The sequence below is a fragment of the Sphingomonas sp. R-74633 genome (genome assembly GCF_013416555.1).
Taxonomy (GTDB): Bacteria; Pseudomonadota; Alphaproteobacteria; order Sphingomonadales; family Sphingomonadaceae; genus Sphingomonas.
In genome coordinates, this window is record NZ_JACCFG010000006.1 from 60,637 (window position 1) to 77,712 (window position 17,076).

The 17,076-nt window shown below is 67.0% G+C and carries 16 protein-coding genes and 1 tRNA gene; 8 read left to right on the forward strand and 9 right to left on the reverse strand.

What is annotated here, in order from left to right; translation table 11 throughout:
* The first annotated feature begins 1 nt into the window (after position 1).
* The gene (locus HZY97_RS18910; RefSeq protein WP_257215177.1) at positions 2 to 1,807 is read left to right on the forward strand and encodes a family 43 glycosylhydrolase; all 1,806 of its coding nucleotides are present in this window, start codon (positions 2 to 4) and stop codon (positions 1,805 to 1,807) included.
* Here the strand turns inward: HZY97_RS18910 and HZY97_RS18915 are convergent.
* Both HZY97_RS18915 and HZY97_RS18920 read right to left on the reverse strand, forming a co-directional pair.
* A complete protein-coding gene (locus HZY97_RS18915; RefSeq protein ID WP_180147652.1) occupies positions 1,800 to 3,233 on the reverse strand; it encodes a glucoamylase family protein in 1,434 nt (477 codons plus the stop codon). The two genes, HZY97_RS18910 and HZY97_RS18915, sit on opposite strands and share 8 nt — an antisense overlap.
* Before the next feature lie 172 nt (positions 3,234 to 3,405).
* Positions 3,406 to 4,422, reverse strand: a complete 1,017-nt coding sequence (locus HZY97_RS18920; RefSeq protein ID WP_180147653.1) for a LacI family DNA-binding transcriptional regulator — start codon at positions 4,420 to 4,422, stop codon at positions 3,406 to 3,408.
* A gap of 229 nt (positions 4,423 to 4,651) precedes the next feature.
* Between HZY97_RS18920 and HZY97_RS18925 the strand changes: the two genes are divergently transcribed.
* Positions 4,652 to 6,901 carry a glycoside hydrolase family 3 N-terminal domain-containing protein gene (locus HZY97_RS18925; RefSeq protein ID WP_373684438.1) on the forward strand — a complete coding sequence of 750 codons (2,250 nt, stop codon included), beginning with the start codon at positions 4,652 to 4,654 and terminating at the stop codon, positions 6,899 to 6,901.
* Positions 6,902 to 6,937: 36 nt separating this feature from the next.
* On the opposite strand, the gene HZY97_RS18930 is transcribed toward HZY97_RS18925, so the two are convergent.
* Positions 6,938 to 8,287 carry an MFS transporter gene (locus HZY97_RS18930; protein ID WP_373684439.1) on the reverse strand — a complete coding sequence of 450 codons (1,350 nt, stop codon included), beginning with the start codon at positions 8,285 to 8,287 and terminating at the stop codon, positions 6,938 to 6,940.
* A gap of 140 nt (positions 8,288 to 8,427) precedes the next feature.
* A tRNA-Pro gene (locus tag HZY97_RS18935) sits at positions 8,428 to 8,504 on the reverse strand.
* A 144-nt stretch (positions 8,505 to 8,648) separates the two neighbouring features.
* Here HZY97_RS18935 and yajC point away from each other — a divergent pair.
* From yajC to HZY97_RS18960, 5 genes are read left to right on the forward strand one after another with little or no spacing between them, the layout of a single operon-like run.
* A complete protein-coding gene (gene yajC / locus HZY97_RS18940; protein WP_180147656.1) occupies positions 8,649 to 8,987 on the forward strand; it encodes a preprotein translocase subunit YajC in 339 nt (112 codons plus the stop codon).
* Complete coding sequence (secD, locus tag HZY97_RS18945; RefSeq protein ID WP_180147657.1) at positions 8,987 to 10,576, forward strand: protein translocase subunit SecD; 1,590 nt, start codon at positions 8,987 to 8,989, stop codon at positions 10,574 to 10,576. Before yajC ends, secD begins: the two co-directional genes overlap by 1 nt.
* Before the next feature lie 15 nt (positions 10,577 to 10,591).
* Positions 10,592 to 11,548, forward strand: coding sequence for a protein translocase subunit SecF (gene secF, locus HZY97_RS18950; protein ID WP_180147658.1), 957 nt, complete (start codon positions 10,592 to 10,594; stop codon positions 11,546 to 11,548).
* Between the two features lie 4 nt (positions 11,549 to 11,552).
* The gene (locus HZY97_RS18955; RefSeq protein ID WP_180147659.1) at positions 11,553 to 11,924 is read left to right on the forward strand and encodes an Mth938-like domain-containing protein; all 372 of its coding nucleotides are present in this window, start codon (positions 11,553 to 11,555) and stop codon (positions 11,922 to 11,924) included.
* A gap of 57 nt (positions 11,925 to 11,981) precedes the next feature.
* Positions 11,982 to 13,103, forward strand: a complete 1,122-nt coding sequence (locus HZY97_RS18960; protein ID WP_180147660.1) for a DUF3089 domain-containing protein — start codon at positions 11,982 to 11,984, stop codon at positions 13,101 to 13,103.
* Position 13,104: 1 nt separating this feature from the next.
* Here HZY97_RS18960 and HZY97_RS18965 read toward each other — a convergent pair whose 3' ends face one another.
* The 5 genes from HZY97_RS18965 to HZY97_RS18985 all read right to left on the reverse strand — a co-directional run bounded on the left by HZY97_RS18965 (position 13,105) and on the right by HZY97_RS18985 (position 16,302).
* Positions 13,105 to 13,734: a TMEM175 family protein gene (locus tag HZY97_RS18965; RefSeq protein WP_180147661.1), complete on the reverse strand. Its 630-nt coding sequence runs from the start codon at positions 13,732 to 13,734 to the stop codon at positions 13,105 to 13,107.
* A 45-nt stretch (positions 13,735 to 13,779) separates the two neighbouring features.
* Positions 13,780 to 14,382 (reverse strand): hypothetical protein, encoded by a 603-nt coding sequence (locus HZY97_RS18970; RefSeq protein WP_180147662.1) that lies wholly within the window; start codon positions 14,380 to 14,382, stop codon positions 13,780 to 13,782.
* A 77-nt stretch (positions 14,383 to 14,459) separates the two neighbouring features.
* Entirely contained in the window at positions 14,460 to 14,609 is a 150-nt protein-coding gene (locus tag HZY97_RS18975; protein WP_180147663.1) for a hypothetical protein, read from the reverse strand.
* 55 nt (positions 14,610 to 14,664) lie between these two features.
* Positions 14,665 to 15,843, reverse strand: coding sequence for a glycosyltransferase (locus tag HZY97_RS18980; protein ID WP_180147664.1), 1,179 nt, complete (start codon positions 15,841 to 15,843; stop codon positions 14,665 to 14,667).
* Positions 15,844 to 15,942: 99 nt separating this feature from the next.
* The gene (locus HZY97_RS18985) at positions 15,943 to 16,302 is read right to left on the reverse strand and encodes a glycine zipper 2TM domain-containing protein (protein ID WP_180147665.1); all 360 of its coding nucleotides are present in this window, start codon (positions 16,300 to 16,302) and stop codon (positions 15,943 to 15,945) included.
* Between the two features lie 105 nt (positions 16,303 to 16,407).
* On the opposite strand from HZY97_RS18985, the gene HZY97_RS18990 reads away from it, so the two are divergent.
* Positions 16,408 to 16,845, forward strand: a complete 438-nt coding sequence (locus HZY97_RS18990; RefSeq protein ID WP_180147666.1) for a cupin domain-containing protein — start codon at positions 16,408 to 16,410, stop codon at positions 16,843 to 16,845.
* Positions 16,846 to 17,076: the final 231 nt, after the last annotated feature.

A 17,076-nucleotide genomic window follows, 5' to 3' on the forward strand; every position in this document is an offset into this window, starting at 1 on the left:
GATGCGGTTCGGATTTCTGCTGGCGGGCATGGTCGCGGCGAGTGCAGCGCAGGCGCAGGAGGCGCGCCAGACCTACGCCAATCCGATCGACATCGATTACCGCTACAATTTCGAGCAGGTGAACCAGGGCGTCTCGTACCGCACCGGCGCGGACCCGGCGGTCGTCACCTTCAAGGGCAAATACTATCTCTTCCAGACGCTGGCCGACGGCTATTGGTCGTCGAGCGATCTCGTCCACTGGACCTTCATCACGCCGAGCCGCTGGCCGTTCAACTCGATCGTCGCGCCCGCGGTGTGGAGCGATGGCGAGCGCATCCTCATCCAGCCGTCGATGACCCGGGCGGAATCGATCCTGTCGACCAGCGACCCCGACAGCGGCAAGCTCGATTTCTTCGTGCGGCGGATGCCCGAGCTGGTCGACTCGGTGGGCGAGGGGCACGTTCCCGCGCCCGGCGAGGACAAGGTGCCGCCCGGACCCTGGGATCCCGCGCTGTTCAAGGACGAGGACGGCAAATGGTATCTCTACTGGGGATCGTCCAACGTCTTCCCGCTCTACGGGATCGAGATCGCCTTCGAAGACGGCAAGCTGGCCTATAAGGGCAAGCCAAAGCCGATGCTGGCGCTGCATCCCGAGGAACATGGCTGGGAGCGCTTCGGCCAGGATCACAGTGGCACGCTGCCGAACGGCACCCCGATCCAGCCCTTCATGGAGGGCGCCTGGATGACCAGGGTCGGCGGGCGCTATTATCTCCAATACGGCGCGCCGGGGACCGAATATAACGCCTATTCGAACGGCACCTATGTCTCCGACAAGCCGCTCGGGCCGTTCGAATATGCGCCGTGGAATCCGGTGGCCTACAAGCCCGGCGGGTTCGTGCAGGGCGCGGGGCACGGCTCGACCTTCGAGGACGTCCACGGCAATTGGTGGAACACCGGCACGCCGTGGATCGGCTATAACTGGACCTTCGAGCGGCGCATCGGGATGTGGCCGGCGAAGTTCTGGGCGGACGGGCAGATGGCGGTCTCGACGCGCTTCGGCGACTTCCCGCATTATGCGCCGACCGCGAAGGTCGAGGATCCGGAGAGCCTGTTCACCGGCTGGATGCTGCTTTCGTACCGGAAGCCGGCGGTGGCTTCGTCGACCCAGGGCGCGTTCGCCGCGGATCGCGCGACCGACGAGAACCCGCGGACCTTCTGGGTGGCGGCGGCGAACAAGCCGGGCGAGACGCTGACCGTCGACCTGGGCGGCGCCAGGACGCTGCGCGCGGTACAGGTGAATTTCGCCGACTATAAGGCGGGCCGCTTCGGCGACGCGCCCGACATCTATACCGAGTTCGAGTTGCAGTCTTCGCTGGATGGCAAGGCGTGGTCTCCGTTGGCGAAGACCGAGGCACCGCGCCGCGACCGGCCCAATGCCTATTTCCAGCTGCCGGCGCCGGTGCGGGCGCGCTATGTGCGCTATGTGCACGGCCACGTCGGCGGCGCGAACCTGGCGATTAGCGATTTGCGGGTGTTTGGCTCGGCCGATGGCAAGGCGCCGGCGATGCCAACCGGCGTGACCGCGGTGCGCGATAGCGACGCGCGCAATGCGCATGTGGCGTGGAAGCCCGTGCGCGGGGCGGTTGGCTATAACGTGCTGTGGGGCGTGCGGCCGGACCGGCTAACGCTGACCTATCAGCGCTGGGCGGATCAGGGCGCCGCGCTGGATATCCGGGCGCTGAATGTCGGGGTTGGCTATTGGGTGGCGGTCGAGGCGTTTGACGAGAATGGGGTTTCACGGCGCTCGAAGCCGGTGAAGATCAGGTAATCCAGCCCCCGGTGAACCCTGCAGCCTTCAGTCCCTTCCGGATTGGCGGGCACGACCGCATCCGCTTCCACACGAACTCGCTGCGATAGTTCGCCGCCTGGAGCAGGATCGGGCCCTGGTCGATGCCGATATAGTCGGTGTCGTACCAGCCCTTCACCGGATCGACGCGGCCATTGCTGACGCGCTTGTCGGTCCAGCGGAAGCTCGGGTTGAACGAGTCGAAGAAGCCATATTTGCCGTAGAGCAACGCGCCATGCTCGCGGCGTAGCGCTTCGGCAGCGGGGATCACGATCTCGGGCGCGAAGGGCAGCGAGCCGAGTGCCGCGGTCGGGGCGAGGGTGCCGTCGTCGCGCTCGTCGGGCTGGCCCAGCGGGCCGCGCGCCGAATAGCTGAAGAACTCGACGGTCCTGCCCTTGAACGGCAGCTTGAAATCGCCGGGGCCGTCGCAGGCGGTGAGGCCCCATATGTCCTTCGACCAGCCGTCCCAGCCCTGCGGGTTGGCGATGCAATAGGCGCGGCTGGCATAGGTGGCGCGGCGGCTATTCTCGAAATAATCCATGCCGGCCTCACGCATTGTCGCGTCGCGAATGCCGCGGAAGTCGATCCAGATCTGGCTGTACTGGTGGCCGAACAGCGGCGCGAAGGCGAGGTGGCGGGTCGGACCCTCGCCGCGCCAGCTATGCGCATAGGGCGCGGTCCACACCTCCCAGCTGTCCGCCGGCAAGGCGTGCTCGGGGGCGCCCAGACCGAGAATGTAGACGAACATCCCCTCGTTATAGCCGTCCCAGCTGCGCTCGATCAGGCCGCGGCCGGGGTGCCAGCCCATCGACACTGCCTTGCGGCCGTCCGAGCGGAAGAAGTTCCAGTCGGCACGGGCATAGAGCTTCTGCGCGAGGTCGCGGATCTCGCGCTCCTTCGCGTCGGCGCGGTCATAATATTGGCCGGCGAAGAGGACGCCCATCAGCAGCAATGTGGTGTCGACGCTCGACAGCTCGACGTCGCGGAAACGCTCTCCGCTGATCATGTCGATGAAGTGATAGAAGAAGCCCTTGTGGCCGATCTTGCCGGTCGGCTCGGGCCCCTGGGGCGCTTCCCAGAAGAAGCGCAGCGTGGTGAGCGTGAGGTCGCGGGCCTCGGCGCGGGTGATCCAGCCGCGCTCGACGCCGACCGGATAGGCAGTGAGCGCGAAGCCCACCGAGGCGATCGAGCAGAAGCTGGGCGAGGGATAGCGATCGGGGACCAGGCCATTGTCGCGCCGCGCGGTCTCCCAGAACCAGCGGAAGGTGCGCTCCTCGATGTCTTCGTAAAAGGCGGGGAGCGTGCGTACCGCGGCGGGCTTGCGCGACTGGGCGTTGGCGGCGGCGGGCAGGGCCGAGCCGGCCAACAGGAGCGAAGACCGCGAAAGGAGCGCGCGCCGGTCGATCATGATCAAAGCCTCATACACGAGAACGGATGACGGTTCGCCCCGGACCTAGAAAATCGGGTCCAAAAAATCGGGGGCGGTGCACGAGGCGCCGCCCCCCAGGGGGGGTGTAGGGTGCGAAGCGCTATTGCTGAAACCGGTTACAGTTTCGGGACAAAAAGAAACGGAGCCACACTCACGCATGCGCGGCTCCGCCTTGGGAGGCGGTGTGCGGCGCCGTCGTGGCGCGCGTCACCAGCTCGGGGATCTGGGTTTCGCTGGCACGGACCTGGTCCCGGCCTTCGAGCATGTCGATCAGCCGGGAGACGGCGCGGGCGCCCATCTCGGCAACGTTCACGCGCATCGTGCTGAGCGAGAGATAGCGGGCGAGGGGGACGTCGTCGAAGCCGGCGACGGCAATATCCTCGGGCACGCGCTTGCCGCCGGTGCGCAGGCCGTAGAGGCAGCCGATCGCCATCATGTCGTTGGCGGCGAACACTGCGTCGGTGAGCGTGGAGCTTGCCAGGATCTCGGCCGCGGCGGATTCGCCGGTTTCCTCGTTGAAATCGCCCGCGATGATGCGCGGCGGCAGACCGAGCCGGGCGCATGCGTCGCGATAGCCCTGCGCGCGCTCCTGCGCGTCGACATTGCCTTCGGGGCCGGCGATGTGGACGATGTGGCGATAGCCATTGGCGTGGAGGTGCGCGACCATCGCTTCGGCGCCGGCGCGGTTGTCGAGGCGGAGCGACGGGCGGCCCGGCACCTCGCGGTGGCTGTTGATCATCACCGAGGGCAGGGCCGGCGGCAGCGCACGCTCGAGCGTCTCGGGGTCGATATGCGGGGCCATCACCAGCAGGCCGTCGACGCGGCCGCGCATTGCGCGGAGGGCAACGGCCGCCTGATCGCCATCGTCGTGCATGTTGGACAGCAGCAGGAGATAGCCGCGGCGGCTCGCTTCGCGGTCCATGCCGCGCACACATTCGGAGAAGAACTCGCCGTGAAGATCGGGCAGGACCACGCCGATTGCGTGGTTGCGCGCCAGGCTGAGGCTGCGCGCGCCGGCATGCGGGACATAGCCCAATTCGGACGCTGCCTTGATCACCTTGTCGCGGGTTTCGGCACGGACATTGTCGAGGCCGTTCAGGGCGCGCGACACCGACGCGACCGAAACTTCGGCGCGGCGTGCGACATCGCGGATAGTGGCCTCGCCCATTTCAGTCCCTTCTTCCCGGCCTTCGCAGCGTTTTCCTACGTTCCAGACCGCTTCGGCGATTGCAATGCAAGCCGTGCCCGAGTTATGTAACCGGTTACGGACGGCGCAAACAAGCAAAAAAGTTTCACGCGCGGACATCATGGTGACAAAGCCCGTTGAGGGTTGGCTCGGGCCGATCAGGAGAGGAATGGACATGTTTGACACCCGGATTTCGCGACGCGCGGCCTTGATGGGAGCCGGAGCGGTCGCGGCCTGGGCTGCGAGCCCGGCGCGGGCGATGCTGCAGGCGGCCGGCAATCTGCCCGTCCCCGCCTTCATCGATGCGCTGATCGCCAAGATGACGGTCGACGAAAAGGCCGGCCAGCTCACGCTGCTGCCCGCGGCCTGGGGCGGCGGTGTTGCCACCGCGCTCAACCCGCCGACCAATGGTCCGAGCTTCGAGGAGCAACTCGCCGATGTCGAGAAGGGGCGCCTCACCGGCGTGTTCAACGGCAATGGCGCCGAGATGGCGCGGCGGATGCAGACGGTGGCGATGACCAAGTCGCGGCTCAAGATTCCGCTGCTCTTCGCCGCCGACGTGATCCACGGCCACCGCACGATCTTCCCGGTGCCGGTGGGCGAGGCGGCGTCGTTCGAGCCCGAGCTGGCCGAGCGCACTGCGCGCATGGCCTCTTATGAAGGCGCCGCGGCGGGCATCGACTGGACCTTCGCGCCGATGGTCGACATTGCGCGCGACCAGCGCTGGGGCCGCACGATGGAAGGCGCGGGCGAGGACGTGCTGCTCGGCGAGCTGATCGCCGTGGCGCGGGTGAAGGGCTTCCAGGGCAAGGACCTGAAGGCGAACGACGCGATGCTCGCGTGCTTCAAGCATTTCGCCGCCTATGGCGCGGCGGAGGCGGGGCTCGACTACAATACCGTCGATGTCTCCGAGCGGACGCTGCGCGAGGTGTATCTGCCGCCATTCAAGGCGGCGCTCGACGCCGGCGCGCTTTCGGGCATGGCCTCGTTCAACGAGATTTCGGGCGTGCCCTCGACCGCCAATGACTGGCTGATGCGCAAGATCCTGCGCGAGGAATGGGGTTTCGAGGGCTTTGTCGTGTCGGACTACACCGGCGACATGGAGATGATCGACCATGGCTTTGCCGCGGATGCGCGCGAGGCGACCAAGCTAGCTTTTCTCGCCGGCGTCGACATGAGCATGACCAGCGGCTTCTACCGCGACCATCTGCCCGATCTCGTCGCCAAGGGCGAAGTGCCGATGACGGTGCTCGACGCGTCGGTGCGCCGCGTGCTGGCGATGAAGGCGAAGCTCGGTCTGTTCGACGACCCCTTCCGCCGCATCGACGTGAAGCGCGAAAAGGCGCGCTCGCGCACCAAGCCGGCGATTGCGCTGTCGCGCGAGGCCGGGCGCAAGTCGATCGTGATGCTCAAGAATGACGGCGACCTGCTGCCGCTGCCCAAGAGCGGCAAGCGAATCGCGATCATCGGGCCGTTCGCCGAGGGCAAGCACGACATCAACGGCCCTTGGGTGGTCTATGGCGACAATGCCCAGGCGATCGACCTGGCGAGCGGCGTGCGTGCGGCAGTGGCCGACAAGGGCGCGGTAAGCGTGGCGCTGGGCTCGGGTGTCGAGGCGCCGCTGGCCGGCGGGATCGAGGCGGCGGTGGCCGCGGCGAATGCGGCGGACGTGGTGATCCTGGCGATCGGCGAGGCCGAGAACATGTCGGGCGAGGCGCAGTCGCGCACCGAGATCGTGATCCCCGAGCCGCAAATGGCGCTGGCCGAGGCCGTGGCGAAGACGGGCAAGCCGATCGTGGCGGTGCTCAAGAACGGCCGGGCGCTGGCGCTCGAGGGCGCGGTGTTGAACGCTGGCGCGATTCTCGTCACCTGGTTCCTGGGCTCGGAAGGCGGCAACGCCACCGCCGATGTGCTGTTCGGCGATTACAGCCCCGCCGGGCGCCTGCCGTGCAGCTTCCCGCGCTCGCCGGGGCAGCAGCCTTATTACTACAACCACAAGCCGACCGGGCGCCCGAACCCGGAAGGCGCGCTGCAGCCCTACAAGGCGCACTATCGCGGCATTCCGAACTCGGCTTTGTTCCCGTTCGGGCACGGGCTGACCTATGGCAAGGTGGCCTATTCGGAGCTGTCGGCGCCGGCGACGCTGGCGTGGGACGGCGAGATCACCGTCTCGGCGAAGATCACCAATTCCGGATCGCGCGCGATCGAGGAAGTGGTGCAGCTCTATATCCGCGACCGCGTGGCGAGCGTCACCCGGCCGGTGCGCGAGCTCAAGGCCTTCCGCAAGCTGGCGCTGGCGCCCGGGGCGAGCGAGACGGTGACGTTCAAGCTCAGTCGCGCGCAGCTGCTGTTCATCGGGCGGGAGAACAAGCCGACCGTTGAGCCGGGGCTGTTCGATGTGTGGATCGCCCCGTCGGCCGAGGCCGAAGGCGTGAAAGCGCAGTTCACGCTTACTGCTTGAGGTGATTCCTCCCTCGGCGAAGCCGGGGGAGGATTTTCAGGAACCCCGATCCTCGAGGTCCTTCACGATCTTCGCATGCGCGCCCTTGCCGAGCGGGTTGAGCAGCATGAACGCGACCGACAGCGCCAGGAACGCCAGCGGCACCAGCGCGATCGTGCCGCGCATCGCGGCGAGCGTGGCGCTGCTCTGCTGGACATTGGCGACATAGCCGGCGGCGTCGAATCCGGCGGCGAGCAGCAGCGTGGCGAGGCCGATGGCGATGCGCTGGAGCAGCGCCGCCATGCCGAACACCGCGCCCTCGACGCGTAGCCCGGTGGCGCGCTCGCCATATTCCACCGTGTTGGGCAGCATCGCCCAATAGGCGAAGTGCAGGCCGACGATCAGCGCCTGCATCGTGACGAGGAAGAGCTGCATCGGCCCGGCCTTGTCGATGTGCACGCCGACGAAGAAGACCAGTCCCGCCATGCAGGCCGAGGCGGCGAGGAACCATAGCCCGCGGGTGCCGAGCAGACGCTGGAGCAGCATCCATAGCGGCACCGCCGCGGCGCCGACGACGCCCATCCAGGCGAGCGCGCTCTGCCCGGCCACGTCGTCGCCGACGAAATATTTGAAATAATAGAGCACCGATTTGTTGAGGATCGTCACCGCGACGATCATCGCCATCATCGCCAGGTTCAGCGTGACGAAGGCGCGGTTGGCGGCGAGGCTCTTCAGGCTTGCCGCGATCGAGGGCGGGGCAGTGCGCACCGGCACGACCTGCTCGCGGTAGCTGGCGCCGACCAGCATCAAGATCACGGTGCCGAGGATCGCGAACAGGATCGCCGCGCCGAGATAGGCATGCGCAGGAATCGGGCTGCCGCTCAACCAGGCGCCGAACGGCAGCGTGCCGCGCGCGACGAACACCGCGGCCATCGTGCCGAACAACATCCGCATCCCGGCGAGGAAGGCGCGGTCGCGGCTGTCGCTGCTCACCCGCGCGCTCATCGCTAGATAGGGCACGTTCAGGGCGGCATAGGCGGTGCGGAACAGCAAATGGCCGACGAAGATGCTGCCAATGCCCCACCAGCCGCTGGCGAGCGGCGGCACATAAGTAAGCACGAAGGCGAGGCCGAGCGGGATGCTGCCGAGCATCAGGAAATGGCCATAGCCGCGCCCGGGCTCGCGCCGGTCCGCAACGGCGCCGGCGATGAAGTTGGCGAGGCCGTCCCACACCGAGGCGATCGTGTAGATCGCCGCCGCGGTCGCCACCGGCAGCGCGAGCGCTTCGGTATAGTAGAAGAGCAGGAAGAGCATGATGCTCTGCCAGTAGAGATTGAAGGCGAAGTCCCCGAAGGCGAAGAGTAGCAAGCGCGCGCGGGCAGGGGCCGCGCGAAGGCGAGCGATCACCATTGATTCGACATCCCGTCCTCCGCCGACATGGCAATTGCCTAGCGCGGGTAGCAGTGCGCGGGAACGGTGCTTTTCAAAGGGTTTGGCCCAAAGGCCGAATCGGGCGCCGCGTCGGGCGGCCCGAGGGGAATTTTAGTTGGTCGGGGCGACAGGATTCGAACCTGCGACCCCCACACCCCCAGTGTGATGCGCTACCAGGCTGCGCTACGCCCCGACCGAGGTTGGGGCCTCTAGGCCGGTGCGGCGCAGGATGCAAGCCGCTCCCGACAATAGTTGCGCGTGCAGGTCACGCATGTTAGCGCGCGGCGCTTGAACGGAGCGGACTTCGCGCCGGCTACCCAGCTAATTCCAGGATCCCATGTTCATCACCCCAGCATATGCACAGGCCGCAGGCGCGGCACAGGCCAGCCCGATGGGCGGAATCCTCGGTCTTGCGCCGCTCGTCCTCATCTTCGTTGCCTTTTATTTCCTGATGATCCGCCCGCAGCAAAAGCGGATGAAGGAGCTTCAGGGCTCGATCAACGCGGTCAAGAAGGGCGACCAGGTCGTCACCGGCGGCGGACTGATCGGCAAGGTCACCAAGGTCGACGAGAATGAGGTCGAGCTCGAGCTTGGCCCGAACGTCAAGGTCCGCGCGATCAAGGCCACGCTCACCAGCGTGAAGCCTGCCGGCGGCGCGAAGCCCGCGAACGACTGATGCTCGACTTTCCCCGCTGGAAGATCACCACGATCCTCGTCGGCATCGCGATCATGATCGCGCTGTCGGTCCCGAGCTTTTTCCCGAAGAGCGCGCGCGACCATTGGCCGAGCTGGGTGCCCAAGCCCGCGATCAACCTGGGCCTGGACCTTGCCGGCGGCAGCTTCCTGCTGTTCGAGGCGGACACCGATGACGTGCGCCAGGCCAGGCTCACGCAGATGCAGGAGCAGGTCCGCGCCGAGATGCGCAAGGACCCCAAGATCGACATCGGCGATATCTCGATCCAGGGCGGCAAGGTCAGCTTCATGCTGCGCGACCCGTCCAAGGTCGATGCGGCGCGCGAGAAGCTGCTCGCGATCACCGGCACCGGCGTGGGCACCACCGGCCAGCGCCAGTGGGACGTCGCCGTGGTCAATTCGTCGCAGTTCGTGCTGACCCCCACCGAGGCGGGCATCAACGAAGCGATCGAAACCGCGATGAACGACGCGCGCGAGATCATCGAGACGCGCATCAACGCGCTCGGCACGGTCGAGCCGACCGTGATCCGCGAAGGCGCCAACCGCATCGTCGTGCAGGTCCCCGGCCTGCAGGACCCGACTGCGCTCAAGGCGCTGGTCGGCAAGACGGCGAAACTCGAATTCCGCCTGGTTGACGCCAATGCCGACCAGAATGCCGTGCAGGCAGGCCAGGCGCCGCCCGAGGACATCGTCCTGCCGCACGAGGGCGGTGGCAAGGTCGCGGTGCAGCGCCAGGTGATGATCACCGGCGACATGCTGATCGATGCCAAGCAGAGCTACAACCAGCAGGGTCTGCCGGACGTGACGCTGCAGCTCAACGGCGCCGGCGCCAAGCGCTTCGCCAAGGTGACGCAGGAAAATAGCGGCAAGCCGTTCGCGATCATCATCGACGGTGTCGTGATCTCGGCACCGAACATCAACGAGCCGATCCTCGGCGGCAGCGCCTCGATTTCGGGCGGCTTCACCGTGGAGAGCGCCAACAACCTCGCGATCGCGCTTCGATCGGGCAAGCTGCCGGTGGACTTGAAGGTGGTGCAGGAATCGACCGTCAGCCCGGAACTCGGCGCCGACTCGATCCGCGCGGGTATCACCGCGTCGATCATCGCGGTGGTCGCGGTGATCGCGTTCATGATCCTCACCTATGGCCGCTTCGGCCTGTACGCTACGCTGGCAGTGATCATCAACGTGCTGGTCATCCTCGCGGTGATGGGCCTGATGAACGCGACGCTGACGCTGCCGGGCATCGCCGGCTTCGTGCTGACGATCGGCACCGCGGTGGACGCCAACGTGCTGATCAACGAACGCATCCGGGAAGAGAGGCGGCGCGGACGAAGCGTGATGCAGGCGATCGAGCTGGGCTATAAGGAAGCCAGCCGTACGATCTTCGAAGCGAACGTGACCCACGCGATCGCCGGCCTGATCATGGTGATCCTGGGCTCGGGCCCGATCCGTGGCTTCGCGATCGTGCTGCTGATCGGTATCGCGACCTCGGTGTTCACCGCGGTCGTGTTCACTCGCATGCTCGTCACGATCTGGTTGCGCCGCAACCGGCCCACCGAAATCCATATTTAATCGGAAGCGACGCACATGCGGCTCCTCAAGATCATCCCGGACAACACGAACATCGGGTTCGTTCGCGTCCGCCACATCGCCTTCGCGGTCACGATGCTGCTCACCATCGCGGCCGTCGCGCTGGTCGGCGTCCGCGGGCTCAACATGGGCGTCGACTTTGTCGGCGGCGTCTCCATCGAGGAGAAGTTCCCGAGCCCGCCCCAGGCGCATCTCGATACGATCCGCGAGACGGTCCACCAGCTCGGCTTCGGCGAGCCGGCGCTCCAGCAGCTCGGCGGCCAGAACAGCGTGACGATCCGCCTGCCGGTGCCCAAGTCGGCCGCACCGGACGCGGTCAACGCGATGGTGGAATCGGTGAAGACAGCGCTGAAGGCGAAGTTCAACGCGGATTTCACCACCTATTCCACCGTGTCGGGCAAGGTCTCGGGCGAGCTGGTGAACAAGGGCGTGCTGGCGGTGGTCCTCGCGATCATCGGCATCGCGATCTTCTCGTGGTTCCGCTACGAATGGCAGTTTGGCGTCTCGACCGCGGTCGCGATCATCCACGACGTGCTCATGGCGATCGGCTTCTTCGCGCTCACCCAGATGGTGTTCGACCTGAACATCGTCGCCGCGGTGCTGACGATCATCGGCTATTCGATCAACGACAAGATGGTGATCGACGACCGTATCCGCGAGAATATGCGCAAGTACCGCAAGATGGGGATGAGCGAGCTTATCGACCTGTCGGTCAACGAGACGCTGCCGCGTACCGTGATGACCTCGCTGACGATCATGCTCGCGCTCGCCGCGCTGCTGATCTTCGGCGGCCCGGTGCTGCGCGGTTTCACGGCGGCGATGATGCTCGGCATCGTCGTCGGCACCTATTCGTCGATCTACGTCTCGTCGTCGCTGCTGATCTCGCTCGGCCTCAAGCCCGGCCCGCGCGAGGAAAAGCCCTCGGCGGCGACCGGCGCCGAGCGCATCGGCTGAGCTGATGGAAGTGAAGCGCGCCAGCGCGGAGGGGCCGGTGATTGCCGGCTTCTCCGGGCGCGGCTTCCGGGTCGACGAAGGCGTGTATGAGGGGCTGTTGATCACCCCCGAGCGTGCCGATGGCTGGACGCCGCCGCCGATCGCGGAGCTGACCGAGGCCGATCTCGCGCCGCTGCTGGCGCTCGACCCCAAGCCTGAGTTCCTGCTGCTCGGCACCGGCGCGACCCTGGTGCGCCCCTCGGCTGCGCTGAGCCGCGCGCTGGGTGCCAGAGGCATTGGCATCGAGGCGATGGACAGCCGCGCTGCGGCCCGCGCCTGGGGCGTGCTGCGCGCCGAACTGCGCTGGATTGCGGGCGCGCTGTACCCGCTCGACTAAGCGGCTTTCCGACAGTCGAATATTGGGTATGCTCCCGGCAAAAGGGAGGATGCTCGCATGATGATTCTCGCGCTTGCTCTGGCGATGGCCGCGCAGTCCGACACGCCGGATTATCGCAACGACGCCAATTGGCTGTGCCGGCCCGGCCGCCAGGATGCGTGCACCATGGACTTGTCGACCACCGTGGTCGCGGCCAGCGGCAAACGCAGCGCCGAGCCGTTCAAGGCGGCGAGCGACCCCAAGTTCGACTGTTTCTACGTCTATCCGACCATCTCGCTCGACACGACGCCGAATAGCGACATGATCCCCGGCGACGAGGAGAAGCGCGTCGCCCAGTTCCAGGCCGCGCGCTTCGCGAAGAATTGCCGGGTGTTCGCGCCGGTCTATCGCCAGGTGACGCTTACTGCGCTGCGCAGCGTGATCGGCGGCGGCACGCCCAAGATCGACCGCGACATGGCATTCGCGGACGTGAAGGCGGCGTGGGACGACTACATGGCCCATGACAATAAGGGCCGCGGCGTCGTGCTGATCGGGCACAGCCAGGGCTCGCTGATCCTGACGCGCCTCGTCGCGACCGCGATCGACGGCAAGCCGGCGCAGAAGCAGCTGGTCTCGGCGATGCTGATCGGCAGTACGATCCCGGTGCCGATCGGCAAGGACGTGGGCGGGGTGTTCCCGACAATCCCGCTATGCCGCAGCGCCGATCAGGCGGGCTGCGTTATCACCTATGCCAGCTTCCGCGCCGATTCCCCGCCGCCGGCCAATACGCGCTTCGCCAAGGGCGATCGGCCGGGCGTCGAGGCGGGGTGCACCAACCCGGCGGCGCTGGGCGGCGGCAAGGCCGTGATGCACGCCTATCTGAACGCGGGCGGCAACATGCTCGTCCCGGGGCCGGCCGATGCCTGGAGCAAGGACGGCGCGGCGGTGACGACGCCGTTCGTCAGCGTGCCGGGGCTGATCTCCGCGGAATGCGTCAACAAGGACGGGTTCAACTATCTCGCGGTGAGCGTGAACGCCGACCCCGCCGATCCGCGCACCGATACGATCGCGGGCGATGTGAAGGTGGGCACTGCCATCCTGAAGGACTGGGGCCTGCACCTGATCGACATGAACCTGGCGCAGGGCGACCTGGTCGACCTGACTGCGCGGCAATATCGGGCCTGGGCGAAGACGCGCTAGACTAGCGCGCCGGGGCGAGGCGGATCAGCAGCTGGCGCCAGAAGGGAATGGTGATCAGCGCGATCTGGCCGAGGAACGGGATAAACAGGCTGGTCACGAAGGCGGTGAGCGAACCGAGCAGCAGGGCGAGACCGCGCTGGCGGATCATCGTGCGGTGCTCGCCGGTCACTTGCTCGCCCACCACCGGCGGCGCGGTGAGGATGCGCTGGACCAGGATATTGCAGATCGCGATCACCACCATCCAGCCGCAGTAGAATGCGGCGGGCACGCGGTGGCCGTAATATTCCGACGAGAAGGCCGTGAAGAACGGCATCGCCGCGATGGCGCTGAGCAGCAGCAGATTGGGCGCGAACAGCGTTGGGCTCCAGTGGCGCGCACAATCGAACGCGCGGTGGTGCCCGGCCCAGATGGCGCCGATCACGAAGAACGAAACGAAGAAGCCGATGAAATTGGGGATCAGCGCATTCAGCGCCTCTAGGAATGCCGTGTCGGTGTAGGGCGCGGTGAGGTGCGGGACATGGATCTCGATCACCAGCAGGGTAATCGCGATCGCGAACACGGCGTCGGAGAAGAACGCCATGCGCTCCAGCCCGTGCGCCGGGCTATCGGCGTGCGTGTCCTTCGGCCTCATTCAACTGCCCCCCCAAATCGATTCGGCGCCGCGCCTAGCAGAGGATCAGCGCGTCGTCGCGGGCGGTGTGGCCTTGGTGCGGCGCGTGGTAGCGCGCGGCTTGGCGGCCGGCGCCTTGGCCGCGGCCGGCTTGCGCGGTTTGGGAGTGGGCTTTGGCGCGGCGGTTTCGCTGGTGCCCGGCTTGGCGGTTGCGGCAGCCTTGGCGGGCGCCTTTGCTGCAGGCTTCGCGGCGGCAGGCTTGGCGGGAGCCTTGGCCGCTGCCGGCTTCGCGGCGGGTTTTGTCGCGGTCTTGGCAGGCGCCTTGGCGGCGGGCTTCGCAGCCGGCTTCGCTTCGGTCTTGGCCGGGGCCTTGGCCGCTGGTTTCGCGGCTGCAGGCTTGCGCGCGCGCTTCACCACCGGTTTGGCGGCGGTCGCGGGCGTGGCAGACGGCGCGGGGGCCGCCTCCGCGGCCTTGTCGCTGGGCTTGAGCCGGGCTGCGAGCGCTACAAGACCCGCGGCCAGCAGGTCGTTCACCACCGGATGCTTGGCGAGCGCATCAAGCTGCTTGCGCAGCTCCTTGGGCAGCTTCATCCCGGCGATGCTCTTGGGAAGAAAGCCCTTCTTCTCGGTCTTCGCTTCGCCCGACTTCTTGTCTTTCTTGCCCGCCATCACCTGGTCTCCGCCCATAGTAACTGCACTGTCACGAATGTCAGGGAGCAAGGCGGGCTAGTCAACGCGGAAATGGATCATTCATCCTCTTCGTCCGAATCGAGTTCGAACTCGAATTCGATTTCCAGGTCGCCGGGGCCGATCGGCGGCTCTTCCTGCGGCAGGATGTAATAGACCAGAGGCGGCGCATCGGCGCGCGGCTCGGGCAGATTGCTAAAGGGATCCATCGCTTCACTCCGTCACGCCCCCGACACGAACGGCGGGGAGGAGGCGGCGGTTCCCTCAGAGGGCCTGGCGGCGATCGACCAGGCGCTGGAGGAAGCCGCGATAGCGCGCGCTATTGGCCGCCCAGGTGAAAGGGGCGGCGATGGCGCGGGTGTCGGCCGGAACGGGGGGATTGGCGATCAGCCCGGCCAGCGCCTCGGCGAATGCGGCAGGGGTGCGTGCGACGATGCGGCCCGCAGCGGGCGCAGTCACAACCTGGCGGGCGCCGCCGACATCGGGGATCACCACCGGCGTGCCGCTGGCGATCGACTCGAGCCAGGCGTTGGCCAGCCCCTCGCGTTCCGAGGCAAGCGCCATCGCATCGGCTGCGGCAAGCGCGGCGGCGACGCGGTCGGGCGGGACCGAGCCTAGCAGCTTGACCCGGTCGCCAAGTCCCAGGCGCTCGATCTGCGCTTCGAGGCGCTTGCGGTCTGCGCCTTCGCCGGCGATCCACAGCGTGACGCCAGGCAGGGTGCTGACCGCGTCGATGATGATGTCATGCCCCTTCAAGGGGATCAGCGCGCCGACCGAGAGGACCAGCGGGCCCGTGATGCCGAACTCCGCCTTGGCGGCAGCGCGGTCGCGCGGTGCGAAGCGGGTGAGGTCGACGCCGGTGGTGATCGTCTCGATCTTCTCGCCGGGCATGCCCATCGCGATCATGTCGTCGCGCAATGCCTCGCTCACTGCCAGCACGCCGTCCGCAGTCTGGCCGGCGGCGATCACCTGGCTGGCGGTGGGCTCGCGCCGGCCCCAGTCATGGACGTCGGAGCCTCGCGCCTTGATCGAGATGGGCACGCCAAGACGCTTGCCCAGCAGCACCGCGGCGGGGCCATCGGGGAAGAAGAACTCGGCGGAGATCACGTCGAAGGGGAAGTCCTTGCGGATCTCCTTGAGCAGCGGCGCGGCGGCGGCGGCGATGGCCTGGGCATGGAAGCGGCCGCCGGTGCCGGGCAGGTTGAGGAAGCGTGGGCGGTGGACGGTCAGGCCCTTCCACTCTTCGCGCGACGGCAGCGCGGTGAGGGGCGCATAGCGGGGGTGCAGCGACAGCGGGAAGGGTGGCAGGCCGCGCGGAGCGACGACGCGCACCTCCACATCGTCGCGCTCGGCCAGCGACAGCGTCTGGCGCTCGACGAAGATGCCGAAATTGGGGCGCGAGGCGTCGGGGAACAGCGTCGACAGGATGAGCACGCGGAGCATTAAGCGGGCTTATAGCGCCGAAGGGTTAAATCTCCGCGCGCGGACGCAAAGCGGCCCGCCCGGCGCGTTCTGCCGGGCGGGCCGCGATGGTCTCAGGGCTTAGCGGCAGCTCTTCTTGCCGCTGCGCTCGATCTCGCGACCGGCGACGGCACCGGCAGCGGCGCCGAGCAGCGTGCCGACCGTACGGTCACCGCGCGTGTCGATCGTGCGACCAACCAGCGCGCCGGCAACGCCGCCGACGACTAGGCCGGTGGTGCCATCGGGCTTGCGGCAATAGCTGCGGCCGTCACGCCCGCGCCACTCGCGATAGGCATAGCGCTTGCGGTAGCGCTGCTGCGCCGGGCTCTCGACGCCAACGCCGGCCTTGGCGATGGGGGCAGCGTTCACGGCGACCGGAACCACGCTCGCGGCGGGCACCGCGACGGCCAGGGCGCCAAGCGCCAGAATAAACTTACGCATCTCTCACTCCTCGATATTCTACAGGCGAACCGGGGACGTAACGTTCTTGATCTTGATCAGGTTGCATGAACGGGAAACTACGTTCCGTTCAGCGGAGGTAAGGCAGTGGACGAAGCGCAGGCGATCATCGCGCAGCTGGGGCTTGCTCCGCATCCCGAGGGCGGCTGGTACCGCGAGACCTGGCGCGCGGCGCCGGGTGGCGACGGGCGGGCATTGGGCACCGCGATCTACTTCCTGCTCGAGACGGGCCAGCGCTCGCACTGGCACCGGGTCGACGCTGACGAATGGTGGCTGTGGCATGCCGGCAGCCCAATCGAGGTGCACATCGCCGATGCGGCGGGCAGCGATCCGGCGATCATCCGGCTTGGCGGCGATGTGGTCGCCGGCTATGCGCCCCAGTGCCTGGTCCCGGCGAATCGCTGGCAGGCGACCGAAGCGCCGCACGGATGGGCGCTGGTGAGCTGCCTCGTCGTTCCGGGCTTCGATTTCGCCGGGTTCGAATTGGCACCTCCCAACTGGGCTCCACGCAATAATATTGCCTAGTTCTCCACGTTATCCACAGTCTTCACAGGTTTGCAGACGCATTTCGCCCTTTGCACGACTCGGGTTCGATGACACCTTCATAACTGTAAGCGGAACGGTCCAACGGCGGGAAACCAAAGGAAGATCAGAGGCTTACACGGACCGGAAACGACGCAGGTGCCTTCGGGAAACCGCAGTCGGAGAAGGTTCGGGGATGCGAAGCCCCGGAAGTTGCGAAATGGAAGTGCCGCC

Excerpts from the sequence above, each read along its gene's own strand:
- HZY97_RS18910 (WP_257215177.1), top strand. The coding sequence starts at position 2 with ATGCGGTTCGGATTTCTGCTGGCGGGCATGGTCGCGGCGAGTGCAGCG.
- HZY97_RS18985 (WP_180147665.1), bottom strand. The coding sequence starts at position 16,302 with ATGCGTAAGTTTATTCTGGCGCTTGGCGCCCTGGCCGTCGCGGTGCCC.
- secD (WP_180147657.1), top strand. The coding sequence starts at position 8,987 with ATGCTCGACTTTCCCCGCTGGAAGATCACCACGATCCTCGTCGGCATC.
- secF (WP_180147658.1), top strand. The coding sequence starts at position 10,592 with ATGCGGCTCCTCAAGATCATCCCGGACAACACGAACATCGGGTTCGTT.
- HZY97_RS18960 (WP_180147660.1), top strand. The coding sequence starts at position 11,982 with ATGATGATTCTCGCGCTTGCTCTGGCGATGGCCGCGCAGTCCGACACG.
- HZY97_RS18925 (WP_373684438.1), top strand. The coding sequence starts at position 4,652 with ATGGGAGCCGGAGCGGTCGCGGCCTGGGCTGCGAGCCCGGCGCGGGCG.
- HZY97_RS18915 (WP_180147652.1), bottom strand. The coding sequence starts at position 3,233 with ATGATCGACCGGCGCGCGCTCCTTTCGCGGTCTTCGCTCCTGTTGGCC.
- HZY97_RS18920 (WP_180147653.1), bottom strand. The coding sequence starts at position 4,422 with ATGGGCGAGGCCACTATCCGCGATGTCGCACGCCGCGCCGAAGTTTCG.
- HZY97_RS18965 (WP_180147661.1), bottom strand. The coding sequence starts at position 13,734 with ATGAGGCCGAAGGACACGCACGCCGATAGCCCGGCGCACGGGCTGGAG.
- HZY97_RS18955 (WP_180147659.1), top strand. The coding sequence starts at position 11,553 with ATGGAAGTGAAGCGCGCCAGCGCGGAGGGGCCGGTGATTGCCGGCTTC.
- HZY97_RS18975 (WP_180147663.1), bottom strand. The coding sequence starts at position 14,609 with ATGGATCCCTTTAGCAATCTGCCCGAGCCGCGCGCCGATGCGCCGCCT.
- HZY97_RS18980 (WP_180147664.1), bottom strand. The coding sequence starts at position 15,843 with ATGCTCCGCGTGCTCATCCTGTCGACGCTGTTCCCCGACGCCTCGCGC.
- HZY97_RS18970 (WP_180147662.1), bottom strand. The coding sequence starts at position 14,382 with ATGGCGGGCAAGAAAGACAAGAAGTCGGGCGAAGCGAAGACCGAGAAG.
- yajC (WP_180147656.1), top strand. The coding sequence starts at position 8,649 with ATGTTCATCACCCCAGCATATGCACAGGCCGCAGGCGCGGCACAGGCC.